Raw genomic sequence first — 23,062 nt, 5'->3', positions numbered from 1 at the left:
GACCCCGGCCCCCGCCCCGGGCACGTACACGGTCCGCGAGGGCGACGGCTGGTGGATCATCGCCTACCGCACCGGCGTGACGATGGAGACCCTCCAGCGCCTCAACGGCATGACCACGACCACCGTGCTGCACCCGGGGATGGTGCTGCGGACCGGCCAGACCGCCTCCGCCCCGGCGCCCTCGCCCGCCACGTACGTGGTCCAGGCGAACGACGGCTGGTGGCTCATCGCCCAGCGCACGGGCGTCTCCATGGGGCGCCTGCAGCGCCTCAACGGCATGACGGTCTCGACCATGCTCCACCCGGGCATGGTGCTGCGCACCGCCTGAGCACCCCGCCGGGACGACGCCGGCCCGCACCTGCGCGTGAAGGTGCGGGCCGACGTCGTCGGTTGAGTTATCACCGGTCGTAGGCCGCCGCACCCGGGATAAGTCAACCGACGTTGCTCGCCACGAGAAGTCGACGAGGGTGCGCGCCGCCTCAGTCCTGTGGGGCCAGCTCCCCGTCCACGAGGTGCCAGCGCCGGTCGCAGGCGGCCGCCACCCCCGGGTCATGGGTCACGACCACCACGGCCCGCTCAGGCCCCACGGCTCCGCGCAGCAGGTCGACGACGTCCCGCGTCCTGTCCTGATCCAGCGCCCCCGTCGGTTCGTCCGCCAGGACCAGCGGCGGCTCGTTGATGAGAGCCCGGGCGACGGCCACCCGCTGCTTCTCCCCGCCGGAGAGCGTGCGGGCCCGGTGACCCGTGCGCATTCCCAACCCCACCCGCTCGAGGGCCTCCCCCGCGCGGCGTCGCTGCTCCCCACGCGGGACCCGGTCCGGGCCGTAGCGCAGGGGCAGCATCACGTTCTCCAGTGCGGTGGCGTGCTCCATGAGGGCGAAGTCCTGCAGAACGATGCCGCACCGCTGGTTCCGATATCGGTCCCCGCCCCGGCTCCACGGCTTCGGGAGGGGTTCTCCCCCCAGCAGGACGCGACCCGAGTCCGGGGAATCCAGGCACGCGAGGATCCGCAACAGGGTGGATTTCCCAGACCCGGAAGGCCCGGTGACGGCGTGCATCTGACCGGCCGGGACCAGCAGAGAGGCCCCCCGGAGGACGGGCACCGCCGCCCCGCCGGAGACGAACGTCTTGTCCACGTCGTGGACCTCGAGGAGGGTCATGCGGTCTCCGTGGTCGGCCGGTGGCGGCGGGGGCGGCGACCGAAGGTCGCCGCGAGTGCGCGCCAGGAGGACAGGGTGGCGCCCGCGCCGATCGCCATGACGGCGATGAGCGCGGCGGACATCGGGCCGGTGGACGGCGGCCCCGGCAGGGCGGACGCACCCGCGGTGAGACCGACGGCGGCCGGCAGGACCCACGCGAAGAGCACGGGAACGGTGATCCGCACCGCGGCCTGCCAGCGGGCGGCGCCCACCATCGCGGCGATCCGCCAGGTGGGGGCGAGAGCCCGGGCGAGCACGCCGAGAACGCCGAACAGGGAGACGACGGCGCCGAGCACCGCCGCGCCGAACAGGACGAGCAGCGTACGGGAGCTGGCACTCAGGGACTGCAGCAGCGCGGAGGACTGCGGAGTCAGGGGTTCGGCGGTGACCACCAGAGCGTCCGTTTCGAGGGCTCGTCCTGCCGCATCCAGTGCCGGGACGGCATCCTGGCCCAGAACGATGGTGCGCAGCAGGAGGCCCTCCAACGCGTCTGGCGGGTACAGGCTCGCCAGCATCGAGGTCGGGACGACCACCAGGACGGCTTCGTCCAGCGGAACCGATCCCATCATCGGATCCAGAGCGGTGGCGCCCGGCGCCAGCCGTCCGGTCACCGGGATCATGGCGTCCTGGAACTGCACACGCGTCGGCGGTGGCAGGACGCCCCCGGCCTTGAGCGCGTACGGATCCTTCGCCGAGGAGTCGCAGCCCAGCACCGCGTAGGGAGCGGCCGTGCCGTCGGCCTCGCGATGCGGGGACTGACCCGTCGGAGACATCGTCTCGTCGAGACCGGACCCGGCGAAGAAGTCCTCGGTCACCAGCAGGGCGCCGGGGAGGTCATCGCCGAATCGGTCCCCGTAGGGGTCCATCGTGTACGCCGTCCGGTGCGGGTCCGCCAGGAGGGCGAACAGCGCGGCGGTGCGTCGACCGCCGTCGGTGGAGTCGGCCTTGGAGCCAGCAGAGAGGTCGCGCTCGGGCGGCTCCTGCTGCGGTTCACCCGGGGCGTTGCCGCGTGCTTCCAGATCCCCTAGCCCCGCGAGGTAGTAGCCCCGCAACGAGGCCGCACCGAGCTGCTCCCACCGTTGCAGGTGCCGATCGATCTCCCGCGCCTCGCTCGCCTGCTGGAAGGACAGTCCCAAGAGCGAGCACGAGGCGACCGCGTGGACGAAGGCGACCAGCACCAACGGCCAGAACCTCAGCGTGTCGCGCAGCCCGTCGCTCCAGGCCACGCCGAGACTCCGGAGGCTCACCGGGGCGCTCGCATCCAGAGGGAGACCACATGGGTCGCCGCCACGAGCACGGCATCGCCCAGCAGCACGACCAGGATGACGCCACTTGCGACAAGCGGGGACGGTTCCGTGACCGCACCGGTCAGCACCATCCCCTGCCACAGCGCGGCCGAGATCCCCGCAGCGCCGAGGAACGGCACCAGGCTCACCCTGGCGCGCAACGCCGCGGCCCGAAGCGGGGGCACCCCCAGCAGGCGTAGGACTCGCAGTGCGGCGCGCTCCGTCGAACGCTTGTCAGGACCCAGAACGCCGTGACGCTGATCAGAGTGAGGCCGGTCAGCGTCACGGTCACGCCGAGCACCGGTGACGTGATGGCCGCGTTCAGTGCCGAGGGCGCTGGAGTCGCCTCGGCTCCCAGCCCGGACGCTCGCAGGGTCTGGAGGAATCCCTCCAGATCACCGGGCTCGCCCACGAGGATGCCCACGTAGGAGGCGGAGTTGTCGAACGCCGGGGTCGGCTGGATCACCCCGTCTGCGGGGAGACCTCGCCAGTCCGCCGCGGAGGCGAGGGCCACCGGCCGACCGGCCAGTTCCCCGCTCCGAGCGGCCCGGTCGGCCAGAATGCTGCCCTCGCGCAGCAGAAACCCTCGCGCTGCCCGCAGAGATTCCAAGGTCGGCACGTCGACGCCCGCAAGACACGGGGCCGCGGGGCCGGCCAGGTGGCGCACGCCGGGGTCCGCCCCGCTCGCCATCAGGGTGAGGTTCCGCCCGGTCGTGGCAGCCTCTGCCATGGTCCAGACTTCGCTGCCGCCTCCGATGCCGACATCCCAGACGGCCGGCCCGCACTGCGCGGCTCCGAAGTACTGCCGATGGTGGACGGACAGGGAGCCCACGAGGCTCAGCGCCAGCCCGCACAGTGCCACGAGCAGCACGGCACGGGTGACGAGCAGCCCGAGCGTCCGCAGCCCCCTGCCCGTCACGGTCCGTTCCCACTGATGGGCTCGGACAGGGCCCCGTACTGCACCGTCGCCACAGCACCGACCGCAGCGGCTCCCCACGCCGCAGTCTTCCTGAGCAGGGCCACGATGGCCTCCTTGCTGTGTGGCACCCAGAGGATCCCCTGACCCTCTGTGATTCCTCCCACATCCCTGTGATTAGGGTAATCATCACTCCCCGACGGGGTGTCAAGGAGATTCCTCGGCGCATTCCGACCGCGCTCGAGGGCCTCGCCCGTGCCGTGCCGCTGGTCGTTCACGGCGCGGGGCGGCCTGCGGGCCGACGTCGTCGGTTGAGTTGTCACCGGTCATAGGCCGCCGCACCCGGGACAAGTCAACCGGCGTTCCTCCGAGGCACGAGTGGCACGCCGAGGACGCCCTCGTGGCGCTGCGCCGCTGAGCGGCCGTCACAGTCCCTCCCCCTCGGCCCCCGGACGGCCCCGGGCCCCGCCCGCGGCCTACCCTGGAGGAGCCCGACCCGGGCCGCGACCGAGTCACGAGGAGATGAGAAGAGCGCATGACCCGCCTGCCCGGTCTGCGTCGCCCGCGGTTCCTGGACCCGTGGCGTCGCCCGCTGGCCCCTCGTCTGCCCTGGCACGTGGTCCTCGCGGCCTCGATCGCGGGGGCACTGACCATCGCCACCCTCAGCCTCGGCGAGGACCTGGCCTCCGCGCCGCTGCTGGTGGGCGCCTTCGGCTCCTCCTGCGTGCTCGTGTTCCTCGTGCCGCACGGCCCGCACTCCCACCCCGCCAACGTGCTCGTGGGGCACGTGGTCTCGGCCGCATGCGGAATCGCCGTGGTCTCCGTGCTGCCCCTGGCCTGGTACTCGCTCGCGGCCGGCATGGGCCTGGCCATGGCCGTCATGGCCGGGCTCCGCGTGATCCACGCCCCCGCGGGCGCCACCGCGCTGACGGTCATGCTGAGCAACGCGGACTGGGACTACCTGGTCACCCCGGTGCTCGCCGGGGCGCTGGTCCTCACCGCGTGCGCGCTGCTGTACCGCCGCCTGATGTGGCGGGTGATCGGGCCGCCGGGGTGAGCCCACGCCGGCCCGCTCACGTCAGGAAGTCGCGCGCGACCTCGAGGAAGCGGTCGTTGGCCTCCTTCTCGCCGATGCTCACGCGCACGCCCTCGCCCGCGAACGCCCGGACGGACAGGGCGCGGGCCTGGGCGGCGTCGGCGAACGCCTGGGTGCGCTCGCCGAGCGGCAGCCACACGAAGTTGGCCTGCGAGGAGGGCAGGTCCCAGCCGGCCTCGGCCAGGGCGGCGGCGACGCGCTCGCGCTCGTCGACGACGATCTGCACGCGCTCGAGGACCTCGTCCAGGTGCTCGAGCGAGGCGATCGCGGCCTCCTCGGCCACCGTGGACACCGCGAACGGGGTGGCCACGGTGCGCAGGGCCTTCGTGATCTCCGGCTGCGAGACCGAGTAGCCCACGCGCAGGTTGGCCAGGCCGTGCGCCTTCGAGAAGGTGCGCAGCACGACGACGTTCGCGTGCTTGCGGTACATCTCCAGGCCCTTGACCGCGTCCTCGTCGCGGACGAACTCCACGTACGCCTCGTCGATGACCACGAGGATGTGCGCGGGCACGCGCGCCAGGAAGTCCTCGACCTCGGCGGTCGTGAGCACGGGGCCGGTCGGGTTGTTGGGGGTGCAGAGCAGGATCACGCGGGTCCGCTCCGTGATCGCCTCCAGCATGGCCGGCAGGTCGTGGCGGTGGTCCGCGGTGAGCGGCACCTGCACGTCCACGGCACCGGCGGTGCGGACCACGATCGGGTAGGCCTCGAAGGAGCGCCACGCGAAGATCACCTCGTCGCCCTCGCCGGCCTCGCCGTGGCCGGCGAAGGCGGTGACGACCTGGGCCAGGGCGCCGAGGGAGCCGGCACCCGTCACGACGTCGTCCGCCGGGACGTCCAGGTGCGCGGCCAGGGCCTGGCGCAGGCCGGTGGAGAGGGTGTCCGGGTAGCGGCAGAGGGTGCTGGGCGCGCCCTCGGGGCCGGTCACGACCTGACGCACCCGGTCGATCACGCCGGGCACGGGCGCGTAGGGGTTCTCGTTCGAGGAGAGCTTGTAGGGGTGCAGGCCCGGGACGGCGACCGGCGGCTTGCCGGCGGCGTACGGCGGCAGCATGCCGACCTTCTTGTGGGGCGCGACCACGGCGGGCGTCTGCTGTGCGTCATCAGTCATGGCCACCAGGGTAGTGCGGGCCGCGGACGCTGTGATCCGCCGCACGGGCCCCGGACGCGGCGCCCCGGGGTTCAGTCTGCGCCGAAGGCGACGGCGACGGCCCGGGCCGCCTCACCGAGCCGGTCTCCGAGGCGCACCGGGTCCTCCGGCCGCGTCGCGTAGACCACGGCGAGGGCGGCGGGCAGCTGGCCCGGGACCCGCAGCGGCACGGCCACCGAGGAGACGCCGGTGATGACCTCGTCGGAGCTGACGGCCCAGCCGCGCTCCCGCACGTCGTCGAGCTCGGGCCGCTCGGGCGGGGCCTCGCCGGGCAGCCGCGCCCACTCCTGTCCGGTCAGGGCGACGGCGATCGCCATCCCCGGCGCACCGACCCCGAGGGGGTGCCGGGTCCCCGGCCGCTGCGTGACGAGGTTGCCGCTGGGCGGCTCGGCCGTGGCCAGGGTCAGGCAGTGGGCCCCGTCCCACACCACGAGGAACGCGGTCATGCCCAGGTCCGTGGAGACGGCGGTCAGGTGCGGCATGGCCGCCGCGCGCAGATCCTGCTCCACCCGGCGGGCGAGGACGGCCAGGCCGGGGGCGGCGTGGACGCGGCCGAGGCCGTCGCGGCGCAGCAGGCCGTGGGCCTCGAAGGTGCGCAGCATGCGGTAGGCGACCGAGCGATGGACGCCGAGGCCGTCGGCGAGGTCGGCGATGGTGGGCGGCTCGGGCGCCTCCACGACGGTCTCGAGCAGGGTGAGCGCGCGGGAGAGCGTCTGGGAGGGTGCGCCCTCCCGGACCGGGCCGCCGTCGTGCTCTGCCATCCGTGCTCCTCGCCTCGCGTGCCGGACGTGACGCGCCCGGGGCGAGCTCGGCCCGCGCACCGGTTGTGAACCCCGTCACGTCCGCGTACAGTCTGGCACACATGTGTTCCCAGGGGGAACACCGTGTTCTCTGAGAGAACACGCCGTCGGGTGGCACGCGCGCCGCGCAGCGACATCCCCCGCAGCGAAAGGACCCCCATGCTCTTCCACCACCACGGCTATGTCTCCACGAACCCGCGCGTCCAGGTGGCGGCCGGCATCGGCCTGGACCGCCCCGCCGAGCTGCCGGACGAGATGGACGTGCTGATCGTCGGCTCCGGCCCGGCCGGCATGATCGCCGCCGCCCAGCTCGCGATGTTCCCGGACGTCCACACCCGCATCATCGAGCGCCGCCCCCACCGCCTCGAGATCGGCCAGGCGGACGGCATCCAGGCCCGCTCCGTGGAGACCTTCCAGGCCTTCGGCTTCGCGAGCGAGATCATCGACGAGGCCTTCGACCTGACCTCCATGGCGTTCTGGAACCCGGCCGAGGACGACGCGGACACGATCGTGCGCACCTCGCTGGCCGAGGACGACCCGGAGGGCGTCTCCGAGTTCCCGCACCTGATCGTGAACCAGGCCCGCATCCTGGACTGGTTCGCCGAGTACATGAAGAACTCCCCCACCCGCGCGCGGCCGGACTACGGCTGGGCGTTCGAGACCCTCGAGGACACGAACGACGGCGAGCACCCCGTGCTCGTGACCCTGCGCCGCACCGTGGACGCCGAGGGCAACGCCCTCGAGGACCCCGCCTCGGGCCCGACCCGCCAGGTGCGCGCCAAGTACGTGGTGGGCGCGGACGGCGCGGGCTCTCGCGTCCGCAAGGCGATCGGCCACACCCTGACCGGCGACGCCGCGAACCACGCGTGGGGCGTCATGGACGCGCTGGCCGACACGGACTTCCCCGACATCCGCACCAAGTGCGCGATCCACTCGTCCAGCGGCTCGATCCTCCTGATCCCCCGCGAGGGCGGCCACCTGTTCCGCATGTACGTGGACCTCGGCGAGGTCCCGGCGGACGACGACCACAAGGTGCGCCAGACCCCGCTCGAGGAGATCATCCGCCGGGCCCAGCAGATCCTGCGCCCCTACACGCTGGACGTGAAGGAGGTCGCCTGGCATTCGGTGTACGAGGTGGGCCACCGCCTCACCTCGGGCTTCGACAACCGCGAGCGCGTGGCCCACCCCAACGTGTTCCTGCTCGGCGACGCCTGCCACACCCACTCCGCGAAGGCCGGCCAGGGCATGAACGTGTCCATGCAGGACGGCTGGAACCTCGGCTGGAAGCTGGGCCAGGTGCTCTCCGGGCTGGCCCCGGTCGAGCTCGTGCCGACCTACGCGGAGGAGCGCAAGGAGATCGCCAAGAACCTGATCGACTTCGACAAGGAGTGGTCGACGCTCATGGCCACGCCCACCTCCGAGCTGGGCGACCCGAACGAGGTGGCCGAGTTCTACACGAAGACCGCCGAGTTCCCGGCCGGCTTCATGACGGAGTACCAGCCCTCCCTCCTCACCACGGACGCCACCGGTCAGGCACTGGCGCAGGGCTACCCCATCGGCAAGCGCTTCAAGTCGGCGCTGGTGGAGCGCTCGTGCGACACCAACGTCAAGCACCTGGGCCACCTGCACCGCGCGGACGGCCGCTGGCGCGTCTACGTGTTCGCCGACGCCGCCTCCCCGCGCGCCGAGGATTCGAAGGTCGCGGCGTGGGCGAAGACGATCGAGGAGGACCCGCAGTCCTTCCGCAACCGCCACACCCCGTCGGACGGGCCGGAGGACGCCCGCTTCGACATCAAGGTCGTGTACCAGCAGAAGCAGACCGAGTTCGCCCACCCGGACGTGCCGTCGATCTTCCGGCCGACCACCGGCTCCCTCGGCCTGCACGACCTGAACAACATCTTCGCCACGTGCCGGCCCCAGCACGGCGAGGACATCTTCGAGGCCCGCGGCATCAGCCGTGACGGCGCCGTCGTCGTGGTCCGCCCGGACCAGTACGTCTCCGGCGTCTTCGGCCTGGACGAGGTCGACCGCCTGAACGCGTTCTTCGCGGGCGTGCTGCTCGACGCGAACTGAGCGGGCGGCGGCGGGCGCCCCGCCGCCGGGGCGATCACCGGGATCCCGGGGGCTGGTGGCCCCGCTCCGGCGGCGTGCGACGCAGGCGCACCGCCCGACTCGAGGCCACGGTGCCGGCGGTCAGCCCGGCCAACGCGGCGGAGAGCCCGGCGACCTCCGCCCGGGCCGCGGGCTCGGCGGCCTCGAACTGCCGGATCAGGTCCACCTGGCCCTCGAAGTCGTGGGCGGCGTCCAGGTCACCCTTGACCGCCAGCGGAGAGCCGGTCCGGAAGCCGCCCCCGGGCGCGTCCCACCCGTGGCCGGCCGGGTGGAAGACCACCTCGGCCCGGCGCGACGAGACGGGGGTGGGCGCCCCGTCCGCGGCGACGGCCAGGTCCCCGTCCGCGGAGAACTCCAGCACCGCGGCCCGCCCGGTCTCCACCGCGTTGCCGGACGGCGCCGCGATCGTCATGACGCCGGCCACGGGGTACACGGACGTGAAGTCCTCCCGGCCGGCCAGGTTCACGGCGTGCACCCCGCCCTGCGAATAGCCGGCCAGGACGAGCGGAGCGCCGTGCGGGACGCCGGCCGCCTCGAGCGCCGCCCGCACCGCCGGGGCCGTGACCTCGGACTCGGAGCCGAGGGCGTCCAGCAGCCCGCCGGCGTCCCACGGGTCGGTCGACTCGGGATCCGGGATCAGGCCGCCGCGGGTGCCCGGCAGGCCCACCACCCAGGCGCGGGTCCCGTTCTCCTGCACCACCTCCGTGACCGTGAGGTCCCCGTCCCCCTCCCCACGCGGGATGAGAGAGGCCAGCCCCGTGACCGAGCCGTCCAGCCGGGCGGGCGCCGCCGGCCGGTCCTGCGGCGCCCCGTGCGGGGTCACCGCGCCCCGGGGCGCCGCGCCGGCGAGGGTCAGGGCGTCCGCCGCCACGGTCCACGCCTCGTCCGGGGAGACCCGCAGCGCCTCGGTGAGGTCCGACGCGGCGTCCGTCCCCTTCTTCGCCGCGGTGGAGACGGGCCGCTTCAGCACGCGCTTCTGCGCCCTCGTCAGCATCTTCACGTCGATCCGCGCCAGGGCCGCGAGCAGGGGGAACCCGGTGGCCGCGAGCGCGGCGGACACGATGGCCTCGGGCACCGCCTGGACGAGGTCTTGCACGAGCCGCTCCGCCTCGCGGGTGGTGAGGCCGTCATGGCCGTCCCGCCAGAGCAGGCCGGGCAGCTCCTCCAGGGAGGCGTCCTCGGCGGCCATGATGCCGGCCGCGGCGCGCTCGGCCTCCTCATAGCGGGCCGCCGCGGAGAGCAGGTCACGGTGCAGCTCGGCGCACTGCTCCGACAGGCTCCGCACCCGGCCGACCGCCTCCGCCAGCCGGTCCTGCAGCAGGGCGGCGGAGGCGAGCCACGTGGCCGTCCGGCCCAGCCCGAAGGCGGCCGCGTCGACCTGCCACGAGGCTCCGGCCGCCTCGTCGGCGGCGTGCTCGTGCCGCCCGGCCACGACGCGCATCTCCTCGGCCTCCGCGTAGATCGAGCCCGGTCCGCCGTGCGTGCTGAAGGCCACCGACCCCGGGCCCGCACCCCGCCCGCCGGTCACGCCGCCACCGCCAGCGAGCGCAGGACGGCCAGCGCCGTCTCCTCGGCCGCCCGCTGACGGCCCTCGGCGTCCCGGCGCGCGTCCTCGGCGTCCCGCTCGGCGGTGGCCCGCAGGGCGAGCCACTCCCCGGCCTCCCGTTCGAGCTCCGCCGCCAGGGTCGCCGCCCGCCGCACGGCCTCCCCATAGGCGCCGGCGGCCTCCCCGCGCCATGCCGTGTGCATCGCCGAGCGCACGTCCGTGGCGGCGCTGACCAGCCCGCCCAGCGCCGTGCGCAGCTGCGTCTGGGCCACGGCGAGGTCGGCGAGGGCCTGCTCGGCGGCCTCCCGCTCGCGCCGGGCGGGGTCGGCCCACGCGACCAGGCGGGCGGCGTCGTCGTCGAGTCCGACGGCCCGCAGGGCCGTGGCGATCTGCTGAGGTCCGCTGAGGGGTGACATGCGGCCACCGTAGGGAGGGCCCGGGTCCCGCGGCCGGGGCGAGGGGCGATCCGGGGATGGGGGACGCCGTCGGGACGCCTGTGCAGGAGCGAACCGTCCCGCACCGTCCCGAGGGCCGCGTCGCACCCGGGTCGTGCCGGCTCCGGTGTTGACCGAGGTCACACCCTGGCCTATCCTGAACGAGCGGTCAGTAATTCGATGCGCCCCGGCGCGCCCTGACCACGGAACCAGCCCGCACTCAGCGTGAGGTGATCCCCATGACGCAGACCAGCTCCCCCCAGCACCTGGCCTCCGTCCCGTCCCCCGAGGATGCGGCCGGCCAGGAGAACTTCGATCGCCTGATCGCGGAGGACTCGCGCATCGAGCCCCGCGACTGGATGCCCGAGGCGTACCGCAAGTCCCTGACCCGCCAGGTCTCCCAGCACGCGCACTCCGAGATCATCGGCATGCAGCCGGAGGCCAACTGGATCACCCGCGCCCCCTCCCTGAAGCGCAAGGCGATCCTCATGGCCAAGGTCCAGGACGAGGCCGGCCACGGCCTGTACCTGTACTCCGCCGCCGAGACCCTCGGCACCCCGCGGGACGAGCTGAACGAGCAGCTGCTCTCCGGCCGCGCGAAGTACTCCTCGATCTTCAACTACCCGGCCCGCACCTGGGCGGACATGGGCGCGATCGGCTGGCTCGTCGACGGCGCCGCGATCTGCAACCAGGTGCCGCTGTGCCGCGCCTCCTACGGCCCGTACGGCCGCGCGATGGTGCGCATCTGCAAGGAGGAGTCGTTCCACCAGCGCCAGGGCTGGGAGATCCTCTACGAGCTCTCACACGGCACCCCGGAGCAGAAGCAGATGGCCCAGGACGCCGTGAACCGCTTCTACGGCCCGGCCCTGCAGATGTTCGGCCCGCCGGACGAGGACTCCCCCAACTCCCGCCAGTCCATGGCGTGGAAGGTCAAGCGCTTCTCCAACGACGACCTGCGCCAGCGCTTCGTGGACATGATCGTCCCGCAGGCCGAGGCCCTCGGCCTCACCCTGCCGGACCCGGACCTGAAGTGGAACGAGGAGCGCGGCCACTACGACTTCGGCGAGCTGGACTGGGACGAGTTCATGTCCGTGATCAAGGGTGACGGCCCCATGAACACCCAGCGCATGGCCCGCCGCATCCAGGCCCACGAGGACGGCGCCTGGGTCCGCGAGGCCGCCGCCGCCTACGCCCGCCGCCAGGCCGAGCAGAACGCGCCGGCCGAGACCCACCTGATCGGAGCCTGACCCATGAGCGAGACCACCGCCGCCTCCCACGCCTGGCCCCTGTGGGAGGTCTTCGTCCGCGCCAACCGCGGCCTCTCCCACGTGCACGCCGGCTCGCTGCACGCCCCGGACGCCACCCTGGCGCTGCGCAACGCGCGTGACCTGTACACCCGCCGCAACGAGGGCACCTCCGTGTGGGTCGTCCCGGCCGAGGCCATCGCGGCCTCCGACCCGGACTCCAAGGGCGGCTTCTTCGAGTCCCCGCAGGGCAAGTCCTACCGTCACGCCACCTACTACCAGCAGTCCGAGGGGGTGCCGCACCTGTGAGCTTCGCGACCAACGACTCCGCCACGAAGCACTCCGCGGGCGTGGCCATCACCGCGGAGGAGATCGCGGCCGGCGAGCAGAAGGCGAGCGACGACGTCGCCCGTTACGCCCTCGCCCTCGGTGACGACGCCCTGATGCTCGGCCAGCGCCTGTCCTGGTGGATCTCGCGCGCCCCGGAGCTCGAGGAGGACATCGCCCTGGGCAACATCGCCCTGGACCTCGTGGGCCACGCCCGCTTCCTCCTCTCCTACGCCGGCACGGCGTGGGGCAAGACCGAGGACGAGCTCGCGTACTTCCGCGACGAGGAGGAGTTCCGCTCCGTCCGCCTCGTGGAGGCCGAGAACGGCGACTTCGCCAAGACGATCGCCCGCCAGCTGTACTACTCGTTCTACTCGTACGAGCTGTACACCCGCCTGCGCGAGTCCACGGACCCCACGCTCGCCGCCATCGCAGACAAGGCCCTCAAGGAGGTCCTGTACCACCAGGACCACGCCGCCCTGTGGCTGCAGCGCCTGGGCCTGGGCACCGAGGAGTCGAAGCGCCGCATGCAGCGCGGCCTGGACGAGCTGTGGCCCTACGTGGCCGAGCTCTTCCACGACGACGACGTCGTCCGCGCGCTCGCCGAGCAGGGCGTCGCCGTGCTGCCGTCCTCGCTGGAGGAGCCCACGATGACCCGCATCCGCGCGGCCATCGAGGAGGCCGGCCTGACCGTCCCGACGACGGGCACCGCCCGCGGCGGCGACCGTTCCGGCGCCATGAGCGAGTACCGCGGGTACATCCTCGCGGAGATGCAGTCCCTGGCCCGCCGTCACCCGGGAGCGACCTGGTGACCACCGCCAGCGAGCTGCGCCCCGCCGATCCCGCCGACGCGCGGGTCTGGGATGCGGCCTCCACCGTGCACGACCCGGAGATCCCCGTGCTGTCCATCGCGGACCTGGGGATCCTCCGGGAGGCACGGGCCGAGGGCGAGAGGGCCGTCGTCGTCATCACGCCCACCTATTCCGGCTGTCCCGCCATGGACACCATCACCACGGACGTCGCCCGCGCGCTCGGGCGCGCCGGGTTCCCCGACGCCGAGGTGCGCCTGGTGCTCCAGCCGGCCTGGACCACGGACTGGATGACGGACGAGGGCAAGGCCAAGCTCAACGAGTACGGCATCGCCCCGCCCGTCGCGCGCACCACGGACGGCCCGATCAGGATCGGCATGGCCGTGAAGTGCCCGCGCTGCCACTCCCTGAACACCCGCGAGATCACCCGCTTCGGCTCCACCTCCTGCAAGGCCCTCTACACCTGCCGGGAGTGCCTCGAGCCCTTCGACTACTTCAAGGTGCACTGATGACCGAGACCACCGACGCCCCCACCACCGGCAAGCGCCGCGCCACGTTCAACACCCTCGAGGTGTCCGAGCTGCGGCGTCTGACCGAGGACTCCGTGGAGGTCACCTTCGCGGTGCCCGAGGAGCTCGCCGACGACTACGACTACGTGCCGGGTCAGTACGTGGCCCTGCGCAAGGAGCTCGACGGCGCCGAGGTGCGCCGGTCCTACTCGATCTGCGCCGTCCCGAAGCGCGGCGAGATCCGCGTGGCCGTGAAGAAGGACATCGGCGGCACGTTCTCCACGTGGGCCAACGAGAGCCTCGAGGTCGGCGAGAGGATCGACGTGATGAACCCGCAGGGCGCGTTCACGTCCCGCACGCACGTCACCTCCCTCAACGACGCCCAGAAGGTGGCGGCGGAGAAGGTCGCGGAGAAGAAGGACACGCACCTGGTGGCGTTCGCGGCCGGCTCGGGCATCACCCCGATCATGGCGATCGCCAAGGCCGTGCTCGCGGCCTCCGAGACCTCGCGCTTCGACCTGGTCTACGCGAACCGCTCCGCCATGGACGTGATGTTCGCCGAGGAGATCGGCGACCTCAAGGACAAGTACCCGGCCCGGTTCACGGTGCACCACGTGCTCTCCCGCGAGCAGCGCGTGTCCCCGCTGCTCTCCGGTCGCATCGACGAGGACAAGCTCACCACCCTCCTGGACCGCGTGATCGGCGTGGAGGGCACCGACGAGTGGTTCCTCTGCGGCCCGTTCGAGCTCGTGCAGCTCACCCGTGAGACGCTCGCCGCCCGCGGCGTGTCCGAGGACGACGTGCGCTTCGAGCTGTTCACCACCGGCCGCCCGGAGAACCCGCAGGGCCACTCCGGCCGTGTGGTGGAGGTGGACCCGAAGGGCGACAACGTGACCATCGAGTTCAACCTCGACGGCCTCACCGCCAAGGTCGAGTCCCCCCAGTCCGCCCACGAGACGGTCCTCAACGCCGCGCTGCGCGTCCGCTCGGACGTGCCCTTCGCGTGCGCCGGCGGCGTGTGCGGCACCTGCCGTGCCAAGGTCGTCGACGGCGCGTACGAGATGGACGAGAACTACGCGCTCGAGAAGGACGAGGTGGAGAAGGGCTACGTGCTCACGTGCCAGACCCGCCCGACCTCCGACTCGATCACGCTGGACTTCGACGCCTGAGCGCCCGCCCACGAGACCGAAGGAGCCCCCGATGATCGAGATCACCGTCGAGAACGGCGTCGCCGAGATCGTGCTGGACGCCCCCCAGAGGATGAACGCCCTGGACGAGGCCGCGCTGGACGAACTCCAGGCCGCCTACGAGCGGGCCGCCGCCGGCGTCGAGTCCGGCGAGGTCCGGGCCGTGCTGCTGCGCGGCGAGGGCCGCGGCTTCTGCGCGGGCCGCGACATCTCCGCCGTGGTCCCGGCCGAGGACGACGCCACCGCCTACCTGCGGGACAGGGTCACCCCGGTGCTGCGGGCCATGTCCGCGATCCCGGTCCCCACCTTCGCGGCGGTGCAGGGCGCCTGCCTGGGTGTGGGCCTGGGCCTCGCGATCGCCACGGACGTGGTGTACGTGGCCGAGGACGCGAAGATCGGCTCGCCGTTCGCGAACCTCGGGGCCACCCTGGACTCCGGCGGCCACTGGCTGTTCACCGAGCGCCTGGGCGCGCACCGCACCCTGGACCTGATCTACACGGCCGAGCTCCTCTCGGGCGCCGAGGCCGTCCAGGCCGGGCTGTTCTCCCGGGCCCTGCCCGCGGACGAGCTGCTCGAGTTCACCCGCGCGAAGGTCGCCCAGGTGGCCTCCGGCGCGACCCTCGCGTTCCGCGCGTCGAAGGAGCTCGTGGCCCAGGTCCGCGACCACCGCGTGGGCCTCTGGGAGTCCCTCGACGCGGAGAACATCGCCCAGGGCGAGCTCTGCGGCACCGCCGACTACGCCGAGGGCTTCCGGGCCTTCCAGGAGAAGCGGAAGCCGGAGTTCACCGGTCGCGGCTGAGCCGCCGCACCCCGCCACCGACGACGGCGCCGCACCCTTCGCAAGAGGGGCGCGGCGCCGTCGTCGTCCCGGCCCGGCCCGGCCGCGTCACATTCCCGTCATCAGCCCGGATCGTGGCGTGAATCACAGAGGATCGTATACGGTGACGGGTGTCACTTCCCGACCGATCGGTCGGGAACCACACCGTCCCGCCGCCGTCTCACGGTCGGCCGCCGCCCCGCATCCCAGGAGCACCCATGAGCCACACCGTCGCATCCCCCGCGGCGCCCGTCCCCGCGCGTGACCGCCGCGAGGAGCGCAAGGTCATCGCCGGCACCGTCGTCGGCACCACCATCGAGTGGTACGACTTCTTCATCTTCGTCCAGGCCACCGCACTCGTCTTCGCCGCCCTCTTCTTCCAGCCGATGGGCGAGAACGGCTCCCAGATCGCCGCGTGGGTCACCCTCGGCATCTCCTTCCTCGTCCGCCCGCTCGGCGCGATCGTCGCCGGCCACCTCGGCGACCGCTTCGGCCGCAAGCTCGTCCTGTCCCTCACGCTGATCGGCATGGGCCTGGCCACCACCCTCATCGGCCTGCTGCCCACCTACGCCCAGATCGGCGTGTGGGCCCCGATCCTGCTCGTCGCGCTGCGCCTGCTGCAGGGCCTGTCCGCGGGCGGCGAGTGGGGCGGCGCGGCGCTGCTGTCCGTGGAGCACGCCCCCCACGGCAAGCGCGGCCTGTTCGGCTCCGCCCCGCAGATCGGCGTGCCGCTGGGCATGATCCTGGCCACCGGCGTGCTGTTCATCGTGCGCTCCACCATGTCCGAGGAGCAGTTCCTCACCTGGGGCTGGCGCATCCCGTTCCTGATCTCCGTGGTGCTGATCGTGGTCGGCTACCTGATCCGCAAGGCCGTCGAGGAGTCCCCGGTCTTCAAGGAGATGCAGCAGCTCAAGGTGGACGAGTCCGCCCCGCTGGGCGAGCTCTTCCGGCACCACACCAAGGAGGTCATCCTCGCCGCCGTGATCTTCGCCGCGAACAACGGCGTCGGCTACCTGCTCATCGCGTGGTTCTCGAAGTACGGCGGTCCGAAGGGTCTGGGCATGACCTCCTCCGAGGTGCTCATCGCGAGCCTCGTCGGCGGCGTCGGCTGGTTCATCTTCACCCTGCTCGGCGGCTGGGTCTCGGACAAGATCGGCCGCAAGCTGACCTTCGTGTTCGGCTACGGCTTCCTGATCGTCTGGGCCTTCCCGCTGTTCGGGCTGCTGAACACCGCGTCTCTGCCGCTGTTCTCGCTGGGCCTGTTCGTCCTGACCCTCGGCCTGGGTCCGTCCTACGGCCCGCAGTCGGCGATGTACGCCGAGATGTTCCCGGCCCGCGTCCGCTTCTCCGGCGTCTCCATCGGCTACGCGCTCGGCACCATCATCGGCGGTGCCTTCGCCCCGCTGCTCGCCGACCAGCTCGTGAAGACCGGCTGGGAGAACGTGGCCTGGTACATCATCGTGATCTCCGCGGTCTCGCTCATCGCCGTCCTGTTCGTCCCCAAGGGCATCCAGGACCGCGAGCTGCACGACGAGCAGGTCGTCGCCACGCGCTCGAACCCGGTGGTCCCGGCCTGATCCGGCCCGCCTGACGGGCTTCGCCCGTCCCCACCCCACGACGACGGCGCGTCCTCCTCCGGAAGGGCGCGCCGTCGTCGTGCGGTGCGCGGGCCGGACCGGCGCGGAGGCCCGCAGACACGCCGCCACGTCGGCGACGAAACGGCGCGTCTGCGGGCCTCCGTGCGGGGTGCGCCGGGTCAGACGCCGACCGACGTGGCCTCGGCGCAGCCGCCCGGCCCCGCCTCCACCCCGTCACCGTCACACCCGCCCCCGCAGTTGACCCCCGTCACACCGGCCCGGGATACTGAACCTGAACGCACGGTCGGTAATTCGCCGCGCCCGCCCCGTCGTCGGTCACTCAAGGAGTCTCCATGTCTGCACAGTCCCAGGCCCTGCTCGTCGGCGGTCGCCGCACGCCCGTCGGCAAGTACGGCGGCGCCCTCTCCTCCGTCCGCCCCGACGACCTCGCCGCCCTGACCATCAAGGCCGTGATCGAGGACGCCGGCATCGACCCGGCGGTCGTGGACGACGTCATCCTCGGCAACGCCAACGGCGCGGGCGAGGAGAACCGCAACGTCGCCCGCATGGCCTGGCTGCTGGCCGGCTTCCCGGACACCGTCCCGGGCATCACCGTGAACCGTCTCTGCGCTTCGGGCATGTCCGCGATCGGCATGGCCACCGCGATGGTCCGCTCCGGGATGGCCGACGTCGTCGTGGCCGGAGGCGTGGAGTCGATGTCCCGTGCCCCCTGGGTGATGGAGAAGCCGACGACGGCGTTCGCCAAGCCCGGCGCGGCCTTCGACACCGCGATCGGCTGGCGCTTCGTGAACCCGCGCTTCGCAGACGGCGAGTTCGGGGAGAAGTTCACCTTCTCCATGCCGGAGACCGCCGAGGAGGTCGGCGAGGTGGACGGCATCACCCGCGAGGACGCCGACGCCTTCGCCGCCCGCTCGCACGAGCGTGCGCTGGCCGCCATCGAGGCCGGCCGCTTCGCGGACGAGATCGTGCCCGCCGTCGTCACGGGCCGCAAGGGCGCCGAGACGGTCGTGGACACGGACGAGGGCCCCCGCCCCGGCTCCACCCCCGAGGTGCTCGCCGGCCTGCGCCCGATCATCAAGAAGGGCGGCGTGGTCACCGCCGGCAACTCCTCCTCCCTCAACGACGGCGCCTCGGCGATCCTCGTCGTCTCCGAGCGGGCCGCGCAGAAGTACGGCCTGACCCCGCGGGCCCGCGTCGTGGAGTCCACCTCGGCGGGCCTGGCCCCCGAGATCATGGGCCTGGGCCCCGTCCCGGCCACCGAGAAGGCCCTCGAGCGCTCCGGATGGTCCGTGGCGGACCTGGGCGCCGTCGAGCTCAACGAGGCCTTCGCCACCCAGTCCCTGGCCTCGATGCGGCGCCTCGGCCTGGACCCGGAGACCGTCAACGCCGACGGCGGCGCGATCGCCCTGGGCCATCCGCTGGGCTCCTCGGGGTCGCGTCTCGTGGTCACGCTGCTCGGTCGGATGGAGCGCGAAGGCGCGGACAGGGGCCTGGCCACGATGTGCGTGGGTGTGGGCCAGGGCGCCGCGATGCTCGTCGAGAGGGTCTGAGCAGATGACCGACTTCAGCCACTTCTCGGCGCTGCGCGTCGAGGAGCGCGAGGACCGCGTCCACGCGCGCATGGACCGCCCGGGCGTGCGCAACGCGATCGACCAGACCATGGTCGACGAGTTCCACGAGCTCTGCGCCCATCTCGAACGCGAGCCGAAGATCCTGATCATCTCGGGCACGCAGGTGGAGTCCAAGCGCGAGCCGGGGACGTTCTCCGGCATCTTCGCCTCCGGCGCGGACATCGGACAGCTGCGCGAGCGCCGTCGCGACGACGCCCTGCGCGGCGTGAACTCGCAGGTCTTCGACCGCATCCACCGGCTGCCCATGCCCGTGATCGCGGCGATCGACGGCTTCGCCCTCGGCGGCGGCGCGGAACTGGCCTACGCGGCCGATTTCCGCATCGCCACCCCGGCGCTGAAGATGGGCCAGCCCGAGACGAGTCTGGGGATCACCGCCGCTGCGGGCGCCCAGTGGCGGCTCAAGGAGCTGGTGGGTGAGCCGGTGGCCCTCGAGCTGCTGCTCGCCGGACGGATCCTGGACGCGCAGGAGGCCCTGGAGCTCAAGCTCGTCACCGAGCTGCACGAGCCAGACGCCCTGCTCGACGCCGCCGACGCCCTCGCCGACCGCATCGCGCAGCAGGACCCGCTGGCGGTGCGGCTGTCCAAGCGCGTCTTCCACCTCCCTCGCGAGGCCCACCCCCACGTGGACGAGATCGCGCAGGCCATCCTGTTCGAGTCCGAGGCCAAGTTCGAGCGCATGCAGGCGTTCCTGGACCGCAAGAAGAAGTGAGGACTGACATGACCGATCAGCAGCACACCCCTGATACCGCGCCGTCCTCCGTGCCCGCCGTCGTCGGCGTCCTCGGCGGCGGCCGGATGGGCGGCGGCATCGCCCACGCGTTCCTCGTCTCCGGCTCGTCCGAGGTGGTCGTCGTCGAGCGCGACCCGCAGTCGGCCGAGGCCGCCGAGGAGCGCATCGAGGCCGACCTGGCCGCCTCCCTGGAGCGCGGCAAGATCGACGGCGACCTGGACGTGTGGGCGCAGCGCCTGACCGTCTCCGTGGACCGGGCCGACTTCGCCCGCTGCGACCTCGTGGTCGAGGCCGTGTTCGAGGACATGCAGGTGAAGATCGAGGCGCTCACCGACGTCGAGGCCCACCTGCGCGAGGACGCCTGGCTGGCCAGCAACACCTCCTCCCTGTCCATCGACGAGATCGCCACGCACCTGCAGCGCCCCGAGCGCTTCTGCGGCCTGCACTACTTCAACCCGGTGCCCGCCTCGAAGCTCGTGGAGGTCGTCATCGGCGAGCAGACCGGTGCGGAGCTCCAGGCCCTGTCCACCGAGTGGGTCCGCGGGCTCGGCAAGACCCCCGTCGTCGTCAAGGACGCCCCCGGCTTCGCCTCCTCCCGCCTGGGCGTGGCGATCGCGCTCGAGGCCATCCGCATGGTCGAGGAGGGCGTGGCCTCCCCCGAGGACATCGACGCCGCCATGGTGCTGGGCTACAAGTTCCCGGTCGGCCCGCTGGCCCTGACCGACATCGTGGGCCTGGACGTGCGCCTGGGCATCGCGGAGTACCTCGAGTCCCAGCTGGGTGAGCGCTTCGCCCCGCCGCAGCTCATGCGGGACATGGTGGCCCGCGGCGAGCTCGGCCGGAAGTCCGGCAAGGGCTTCTTCGACTACCGCTGAGCCCCCGGGGCGAGCGCTTTCGAACGTGAGATAGGCCCTATCTCCCGTTCGAAAGCGCCCATTCCCCCGATATCGCGTTCGAAAGTGCGGGGTCGGCGCGGCTAACGTGACGGGCATGGACGAGCCCACGCTGCTGCGCGTCGCCCGCGACCGCGCCCTCGAGCTGCCGGGCAGCGCCGCGTCGCACCCCTTCGGTCCGGACACCGAGGTCGCGAAGGTGCTGGGGAAGCTGTTCGTGGTGTTCATCGACCACGACGGGCGCCGCCTCGTGAACGTCAAGGCCCGCCCGGAGGACGGCGCCCAGCTGCGCGCGGCCCTGCCCGCGGCGATCACGCCCGGCTATCACATGGACAAGCGGCACTGGCTCAGCCTGGCCGCGCACCCGGACCTCGACGAGCAGCTCGTCCGGGACCTCGTCACGGAGTCGTACCTGCTGGTCGTCGCGAAGCTCCCCCGCGCCCGGCGCCCCGTGGACCCCGAGACCTTCGGCCGGGCCTGATGTCGGCCGACCGCCCCTTCCGCTTCACCCACCGCTGGGCCGTCCCCGCGGACGCCCGGTCCGTGCTGGCCCTGCTCGCCGACCCGGCCGGCTACCCACACTGGTGGCCGGCCGTCCCGCGCGCCCGCCACCTGGGCCCCGACCGCGCCGCCGTCCGGCTGCGCGGGTTCGTGCCGGTGCGCCTGACGATGGAGCGTCTCATCGACGACCGCGCCCGCGGCCTTCTGCTCGCCCACCTGAGCGGAGACCTGACGGGCACCGTACGGGTCACCGTCCACGACGACGGCGCCCCGGCCGGACACGCGCCGCGCTGCATCGTGGCGTGGGAGCAGGAGGTGGTGCTGACCTCGCCGTGGATGCGCGCCGTGGCCCGCGTGCCGGGCGCCCGCACCGCGATGGGCCTCAGCCATGCGGCCGCGATGCGCTCCGCGCGTCGGGCGCTCGGGGCGAAGGCCGTGCCGACCGCTGATCCCGCTCGAACGTCTCGTCCATGACGGCCCGGCGCCCCGGCCGGCTCAGAGCTCGGCCTGGGCCTCGTTCCACTCGCGGGACAGCGGCGGGCGGGAGAGGCCGTCGAGAAGGCCGTCGGCGGGGTCGACGCCGAGCTCCACGATCCTGTTGTCCGCGTCCACGTGGACGACCTTGGGCTGGAAGTTGCGCGCCTCGTCGTCGTCCATCTGCCCGTAGGCGATGAGGATGACGATGTCCCCCGGATGCACCAGGTGGGCGGCGGCGCCGTTGATGCCGAGCACGCCGGAGCCCCGCTCGCCCGCGATGGTGTAGGTCTCCAGTCGCGCGCCGTTGGTGACGTCCACGATGGACACGAGCTCGCCGGGGAGGATGTCCGCGGCGTCCAGCAGGTCCTGGTCCACGGTCACGGAGCCCACGTAGTGCAGGTCCGCCTGGGTCACGGTGGCCCGGTGGATCTTGGCGTGGAACATGGTGCGCAGCATGCGGCAGAACTCTCCGGATGAGGGGGGGTGGGGCGGGTCCGAGGGGACCGGTAATCGATTCTACGCCGGTCCGGAGACGAGGGGCAGGGGGTCGACGCCGGCCCAAGGGCCCGAGGCTCCCGCCCCTCTCGCCGAGGCCCGCAGACGCGCCGCTACGTCCTGGCCGTAGCGGCGCGTCTGCGGGCCTGGGCGGGTCAGATCCACGACGGCGGCACTCGGCCCGGCGGGGTCCGCGCGGCCACCAGGCCCCGCAGCTGCCGCACGAAGAGCTCCCAGTGCCCTGGCCGGAACGCGTCGGCGGTCACCCGGATCACCTCCCACCCCTCCGCGCGCAGGGCCGCGTCCCGCTCGCGGTCCTCACGCCACTGCCGGCGATCCGTGCGGTGCTGATCGCCGTCGTACTCGACGGCCACCTTGGCGTCCGCCCACACCAGATCCACGCGAAGCCGCTGTCCCGTGGCGAGGCGGACGCACGGGTTCACCGCGGGCTCGGGGACGCCGTCCAGGACGAGCCGCGCGCGCAGCCGGCTCTCCTGCGGCGAGTCGGCCCCGGGGCGCACGAGCTCCAGCGCCTCCCGGGCCGCACGGATCCCGCGCACCCGCCCGCGTTCCTCGACGGCGGCGCGCAGCTCGGCCACGTTCGTCACCCCGGGAGGCAGCCGGCGGCGGCGGGCCTCCGTCGGGGCGGTCCGCACCATGCTGTCCCCGAGCGCGACGAGATGCTCGAGCGGCCCGGCCTGCGCGGCGAGGTCCACGAAGATCCACCCCGGTGCGGTCACACGCACCCCGTCCACGATCCGCACCGGTGCGTCGACGCAGAGGCGGTGTGAGCGGATCCCGGCCCGGCTCGACGCGGTGCCGTGGCCGCGCGGGGTCGCGATGTGCACGGACCGGTCGGCGGCGAGCGGCCCGGTCAGCCACAGGCCGAGCACCCGAGCGGCTGTCACGTGGCTGAACACGCCCTCGGGGTGCAGATCCTGCAGTGCCCGCACATGGTCCATGGGATCCGGTTCGACGCCGCGCAGACCCCAGAGCCCCCAGCCGAGGGAGACCACGTCCCCGCGCCGCAGCCGGGCCGCACTCACGCCCGCCTCGCGCGCGGCCGGGGTCGAGAACACGGTCGGAGCGCGGAGGAGGCCGTCCAGTCCGCAGCGCATCGGAGGCAGGGGCGCGGGCGAGCGAGGCATGCGCCGAGCGTGCCCGATCCGGGGGCACCGCCGTCGTCGTCCGCCGGGATCTGTGGACGACGCCCCGCCGAGGCCCGCAGACACGCCGCTACGTCCTGGCCATAGCGGCGCGTCTGCGGGCCTCGGCGCCACGGGTCGCCGCCAGACCCCACCCCACCCC

General features: G+C 72.9%; 25 protein-coding genes. 15 read left to right on the top strand and 10 right to left on the bottom strand.

The genetic code is table 11. From position 1 onward, the window contains the following. Positions 1-328, top strand: a 328-nt coding sequence (locus J1M44_RS10840; protein WP_206481013.1) for a LysM peptidoglycan-binding domain-containing protein, incomplete at its 5' end; no start/stop codon positions are given. Between the two features lie 151 nt (positions 329-479). Here J1M44_RS10840 and J1M44_RS10835 read toward each other — a convergent pair. The 4 genes from J1M44_RS10835 to J1M44_RS10820 are packed head-to-tail and all read right to left on the bottom strand — an operon-like array spanning position 480 to position 3,404. Further along, positions 480-1,160, bottom strand: coding sequence for an ABC transporter ATP-binding protein (locus J1M44_RS10835; protein ID WP_206481003.1), 681 nt, complete (start codon positions 1,158-1,160; stop codon positions 480-482). Next, positions 1,157-2,425 carry a hypothetical protein gene (locus J1M44_RS10830; protein ID WP_206481001.1) on the bottom strand — a complete coding sequence of 423 codons (1,269 nt, stop codon included), beginning with the start codon at positions 2,423-2,425 and terminating at the stop codon, positions 1,157-1,159. The genes J1M44_RS10835 and J1M44_RS10830 overlap by 4 nt, the downstream gene beginning before the upstream one ends. A 17-nt stretch (positions 2,426-2,442) precedes the next feature. Continuing rightward, the gene (locus J1M44_RS10825) at positions 2,443-2,625 is read right to left on the bottom strand and encodes a hypothetical protein (protein WP_206480999.1); all 183 of its coding nucleotides are present in this window, start codon (positions 2,623-2,625) and stop codon (positions 2,443-2,445) included. 5 nt (positions 2,626-2,630) lie between these two features. Beyond that, complete coding sequence (locus J1M44_RS10820) at positions 2,631-3,404, bottom strand: hypothetical protein (protein WP_206480997.1); 774 nt, start codon at positions 3,402-3,404, stop codon at positions 2,631-2,633. Positions 3,405-3,936: 532 nt separating this feature from the next. On the opposite strand from J1M44_RS10820, the gene J1M44_RS10815 reads away from it, so the two are divergent. Then, on the top strand, positions 3,937-4,458 hold the full coding sequence (locus J1M44_RS10815; RefSeq protein WP_098470854.1) for an HPP family protein: 522 nt from the start codon (positions 3,937-3,939) through the stop codon (positions 4,456-4,458). A gap of 16 nt (positions 4,459-4,474) precedes the next feature. On the opposite strand, the gene J1M44_RS10810 is transcribed toward J1M44_RS10815, so the two are convergent. Together J1M44_RS10810 and J1M44_RS10805 are read right to left on the bottom strand one after the other, a co-directional pair. After that, complete coding sequence (locus tag J1M44_RS10810; RefSeq protein ID WP_179891578.1) at positions 4,475-5,605, bottom strand: histidinol-phosphate transaminase; 1,131 nt, start codon at positions 5,603-5,605, stop codon at positions 4,475-4,477. A gap of 71 nt (positions 5,606-5,676) precedes the next feature. After that, entirely contained in the window at positions 5,677-6,405 is a 729-nt protein-coding gene (locus J1M44_RS10805; RefSeq protein WP_206480995.1) for an IclR family transcriptional regulator, read from the bottom strand. A gap of 198 nt (positions 6,406-6,603) precedes the next feature. On the opposite strand from J1M44_RS10805, the gene J1M44_RS10800 reads away from it, so the two are divergent. Next, complete coding sequence (locus J1M44_RS10800) at positions 6,604-8,517, top strand: FAD-binding monooxygenase (RefSeq protein WP_206480993.1); 1,914 nt, start codon at positions 6,604-6,606, stop codon at positions 8,515-8,517. A gap of 34 nt (positions 8,518-8,551) precedes the next feature. Here the strand turns inward: J1M44_RS10800 and J1M44_RS10795 are convergent, their stop codons facing one another. Together J1M44_RS10795 and J1M44_RS10790 are read right to left on the bottom strand one after the other, a co-directional pair. Next, entirely contained in the window at positions 8,552-10,051 is a 1,500-nt protein-coding gene (locus J1M44_RS10795) for a hypothetical protein (RefSeq protein WP_342356595.1), read from the bottom strand. A 29-nt stretch (positions 10,052-10,080) separates the two neighbouring features. Continuing rightward, positions 10,081-10,518, bottom strand: a complete 438-nt coding sequence (locus J1M44_RS10790) for a hypothetical protein (RefSeq protein ID WP_206480983.1) — start codon at positions 10,516-10,518, stop codon at positions 10,081-10,083. 257 nt (positions 10,519-10,775) lie between these two features. On the opposite strand from J1M44_RS10790, the gene paaA reads away from it, so the two are divergent. The 12 genes from paaA (at position 10,776) to J1M44_RS10730 (ending at position 21,256) form a co-directional block, all read left to right on the top strand. Then, positions 10,776-11,783 (top strand): 1,2-phenylacetyl-CoA epoxidase subunit PaaA, encoded by a 1,008-nt coding sequence (gene paaA / locus J1M44_RS10785; RefSeq protein WP_041102601.1) that lies wholly within the window; start codon positions 10,776-10,778, stop codon positions 11,781-11,783. 3 nt (positions 11,784-11,786) lie between these two features. Beyond that, entirely contained in the window at positions 11,787-12,089 is a 303-nt protein-coding gene (paaB, locus tag J1M44_RS10780; RefSeq protein WP_002857863.1) for a 1,2-phenylacetyl-CoA epoxidase subunit PaaB, read from the top strand. After that, positions 12,086-12,919 carry a 1,2-phenylacetyl-CoA epoxidase subunit PaaC gene (gene paaC, locus J1M44_RS10775; RefSeq protein WP_134377425.1) on the top strand — a complete coding sequence of 278 codons (834 nt, stop codon included), beginning with the start codon at positions 12,086-12,088 and terminating at the stop codon, positions 12,917-12,919. Before paaB ends, paaC begins: the two co-directional genes overlap by 4 nt. Further along, entirely contained in the window at positions 12,916-13,425 is a 510-nt protein-coding gene (paaD, locus tag J1M44_RS10770; protein WP_020624885.1) for a 1,2-phenylacetyl-CoA epoxidase subunit PaaD, read from the top strand. Before paaC ends, paaD begins: the two co-directional genes overlap by 4 nt. Continuing rightward, on the top strand, positions 13,425-14,594 hold the full coding sequence (gene paaE / locus J1M44_RS10765) for a 1,2-phenylacetyl-CoA epoxidase subunit PaaE (RefSeq protein WP_206480982.1): 1,170 nt from the start codon (positions 13,425-13,427) through the stop codon (positions 14,592-14,594). The genes paaD and paaE overlap by 1 nt, the downstream gene beginning before the upstream one ends. A gap of 31 nt (positions 14,595-14,625) precedes the next feature. After that, complete coding sequence (locus J1M44_RS10760; protein ID WP_206480981.1) at positions 14,626-15,411, top strand: enoyl-CoA hydratase/isomerase family protein; 786 nt, start codon at positions 14,626-14,628, stop codon at positions 15,409-15,411. A gap of 236 nt (positions 15,412-15,647) precedes the next feature. Continuing rightward, positions 15,648-17,006: an MFS transporter gene (locus tag J1M44_RS10755; RefSeq protein WP_206480980.1), complete on the top strand. Its 1,359-nt coding sequence runs from the start codon at positions 15,648-15,650 to the stop codon at positions 17,004-17,006. A gap of 353 nt (positions 17,007-17,359) precedes the next feature. Next, complete coding sequence (locus tag J1M44_RS10750; RefSeq protein WP_206480979.1) at positions 17,360-18,577, top strand: thiolase family protein; 1,218 nt, start codon at positions 17,360-17,362, stop codon at positions 18,575-18,577. 4 nt (positions 18,578-18,581) lie between these two features. Next, positions 18,582-19,367: an enoyl-CoA hydratase/isomerase family protein gene (locus J1M44_RS10745; RefSeq protein ID WP_145032659.1), complete on the top strand. Its 786-nt coding sequence runs from the start codon at positions 18,582-18,584 to the stop codon at positions 19,365-19,367. Between the two features lie 8 nt (positions 19,368-19,375). Further along, entirely contained in the window at positions 19,376-20,263 is an 888-nt protein-coding gene (locus tag J1M44_RS10740) for a 3-hydroxyacyl-CoA dehydrogenase family protein (protein ID WP_206480978.1), read from the top strand. 115 nt (positions 20,264-20,378) lie between these two features. Continuing rightward, on the top strand, positions 20,379-20,762 hold the full coding sequence (locus J1M44_RS10735; protein WP_065572552.1) for an MmcQ/YjbR family DNA-binding protein: 384 nt from the start codon (positions 20,379-20,381) through the stop codon (positions 20,760-20,762). Further along, positions 20,762-21,256, top strand: coding sequence for a polyketide cyclase (locus J1M44_RS10730; protein WP_060775436.1), 495 nt, complete (start codon positions 20,762-20,764; stop codon positions 21,254-21,256). Before J1M44_RS10735 ends, J1M44_RS10730 begins: the two co-directional genes overlap by 1 nt. Positions 21,257-21,277: 21 nt before the next feature. Here J1M44_RS10730 and panD read toward each other — a convergent pair whose 3' ends face one another. Together panD and J1M44_RS10720 are read right to left on the bottom strand one after the other, a co-directional pair. Next, on the bottom strand, positions 21,278-21,715 hold the full coding sequence (gene panD, locus J1M44_RS10725) for an aspartate 1-decarboxylase (protein ID WP_036318106.1): 438 nt from the start codon (positions 21,713-21,715) through the stop codon (positions 21,278-21,280). A gap of 194 nt (positions 21,716-21,909) precedes the next feature. After that, on the bottom strand, positions 21,910-22,902 hold the full coding sequence (locus J1M44_RS10720; RefSeq protein ID WP_206480977.1) for a DUF559 domain-containing protein: 993 nt from the start codon (positions 22,900-22,902) through the stop codon (positions 21,910-21,912). Positions 22,903-23,062 lie beyond the last annotated feature (160 nt).

The sequence above is a fragment of the Micrococcus sp. KRD128 genome (assembly GCF_017168395.1).
Lineage (GTDB): Bacteria > Actinomycetota > Actinomycetes > Actinomycetales > Micrococcaceae > Micrococcus > Micrococcus luteus.
Note: the sequence above shows the minus strand (reverse complement) of the source record. Positions and strands in the feature narration are given on the sequence as shown.

Bases quoted from the DNA above. Each gene is read 5' to 3' on its own strand.
- J1M44_RS10835 (WP_206481003.1), bottom strand. From the start codon at position 1,160: ATGACCCTCCTCGAGGTCCACGACGTGGACAAGACGTTCGTCTCCGGC.
- J1M44_RS10815 (WP_098470854.1), top strand. From the start codon at position 3,937: ATGACCCGCCTGCCCGGTCTGCGTCGCCCGCGGTTCCTGGACCCGTGG.
- J1M44_RS10810 (WP_179891578.1), bottom strand. From the start codon at position 5,605: ATGACTGATGACGCACAGCAGACGCCCGCCGTGGTCGCGCCCCACAAG.
- J1M44_RS10805 (WP_206480995.1), bottom strand. From the start codon at position 6,405: ATGGCAGAGCACGACGGCGGCCCGGTCCGGGAGGGCGCACCCTCCCAG.
- J1M44_RS10800 (WP_206480993.1), top strand. From the start codon at position 6,604: ATGCTCTTCCACCACCACGGCTATGTCTCCACGAACCCGCGCGTCCAG.
- J1M44_RS10790 (WP_206480983.1), bottom strand. From the start codon at position 10,518: ATGTCACCCCTCAGCGGACCTCAGCAGATCGCCACGGCCCTGCGGGCC.
- paaA (WP_041102601.1), top strand. From the start codon at position 10,776: ATGACGCAGACCAGCTCCCCCCAGCACCTGGCCTCCGTCCCGTCCCCC.
- paaB (WP_002857863.1), top strand. From the start codon at position 11,787: ATGAGCGAGACCACCGCCGCCTCCCACGCCTGGCCCCTGTGGGAGGTC.
- paaE (WP_206480982.1), top strand. From the start codon at position 13,425: ATGACCGAGACCACCGACGCCCCCACCACCGGCAAGCGCCGCGCCACG.
- J1M44_RS10760 (WP_206480981.1), top strand. From the start codon at position 14,626: ATGATCGAGATCACCGTCGAGAACGGCGTCGCCGAGATCGTGCTGGAC.
- J1M44_RS10755 (WP_206480980.1), top strand. From the start codon at position 15,648: ATGAGCCACACCGTCGCATCCCCCGCGGCGCCCGTCCCCGCGCGTGAC.
- J1M44_RS10750 (WP_206480979.1), top strand. From the start codon at position 17,360: ATGTCTGCACAGTCCCAGGCCCTGCTCGTCGGCGGTCGCCGCACGCCC.
- J1M44_RS10745 (WP_145032659.1), top strand. From the start codon at position 18,582: ATGACCGACTTCAGCCACTTCTCGGCGCTGCGCGTCGAGGAGCGCGAG.
- J1M44_RS10740 (WP_206480978.1), top strand. From the start codon at position 19,376: ATGACCGATCAGCAGCACACCCCTGATACCGCGCCGTCCTCCGTGCCC.
- J1M44_RS10735 (WP_065572552.1), top strand. From the start codon at position 20,379: ATGGACGAGCCCACGCTGCTGCGCGTCGCCCGCGACCGCGCCCTCGAG.
- J1M44_RS10730 (WP_060775436.1), top strand. From the start codon at position 20,762: ATGTCGGCCGACCGCCCCTTCCGCTTCACCCACCGCTGGGCCGTCCCC.
- panD (WP_036318106.1), bottom strand. From the start codon at position 21,715: ATGCTGCGCACCATGTTCCACGCCAAGATCCACCGGGCCACCGTGACC.
- J1M44_RS10720 (WP_206480977.1), bottom strand. From the start codon at position 22,902: ATGCCTCGCTCGCCCGCGCCCCTGCCTCCGATGCGCTGCGGACTGGAC.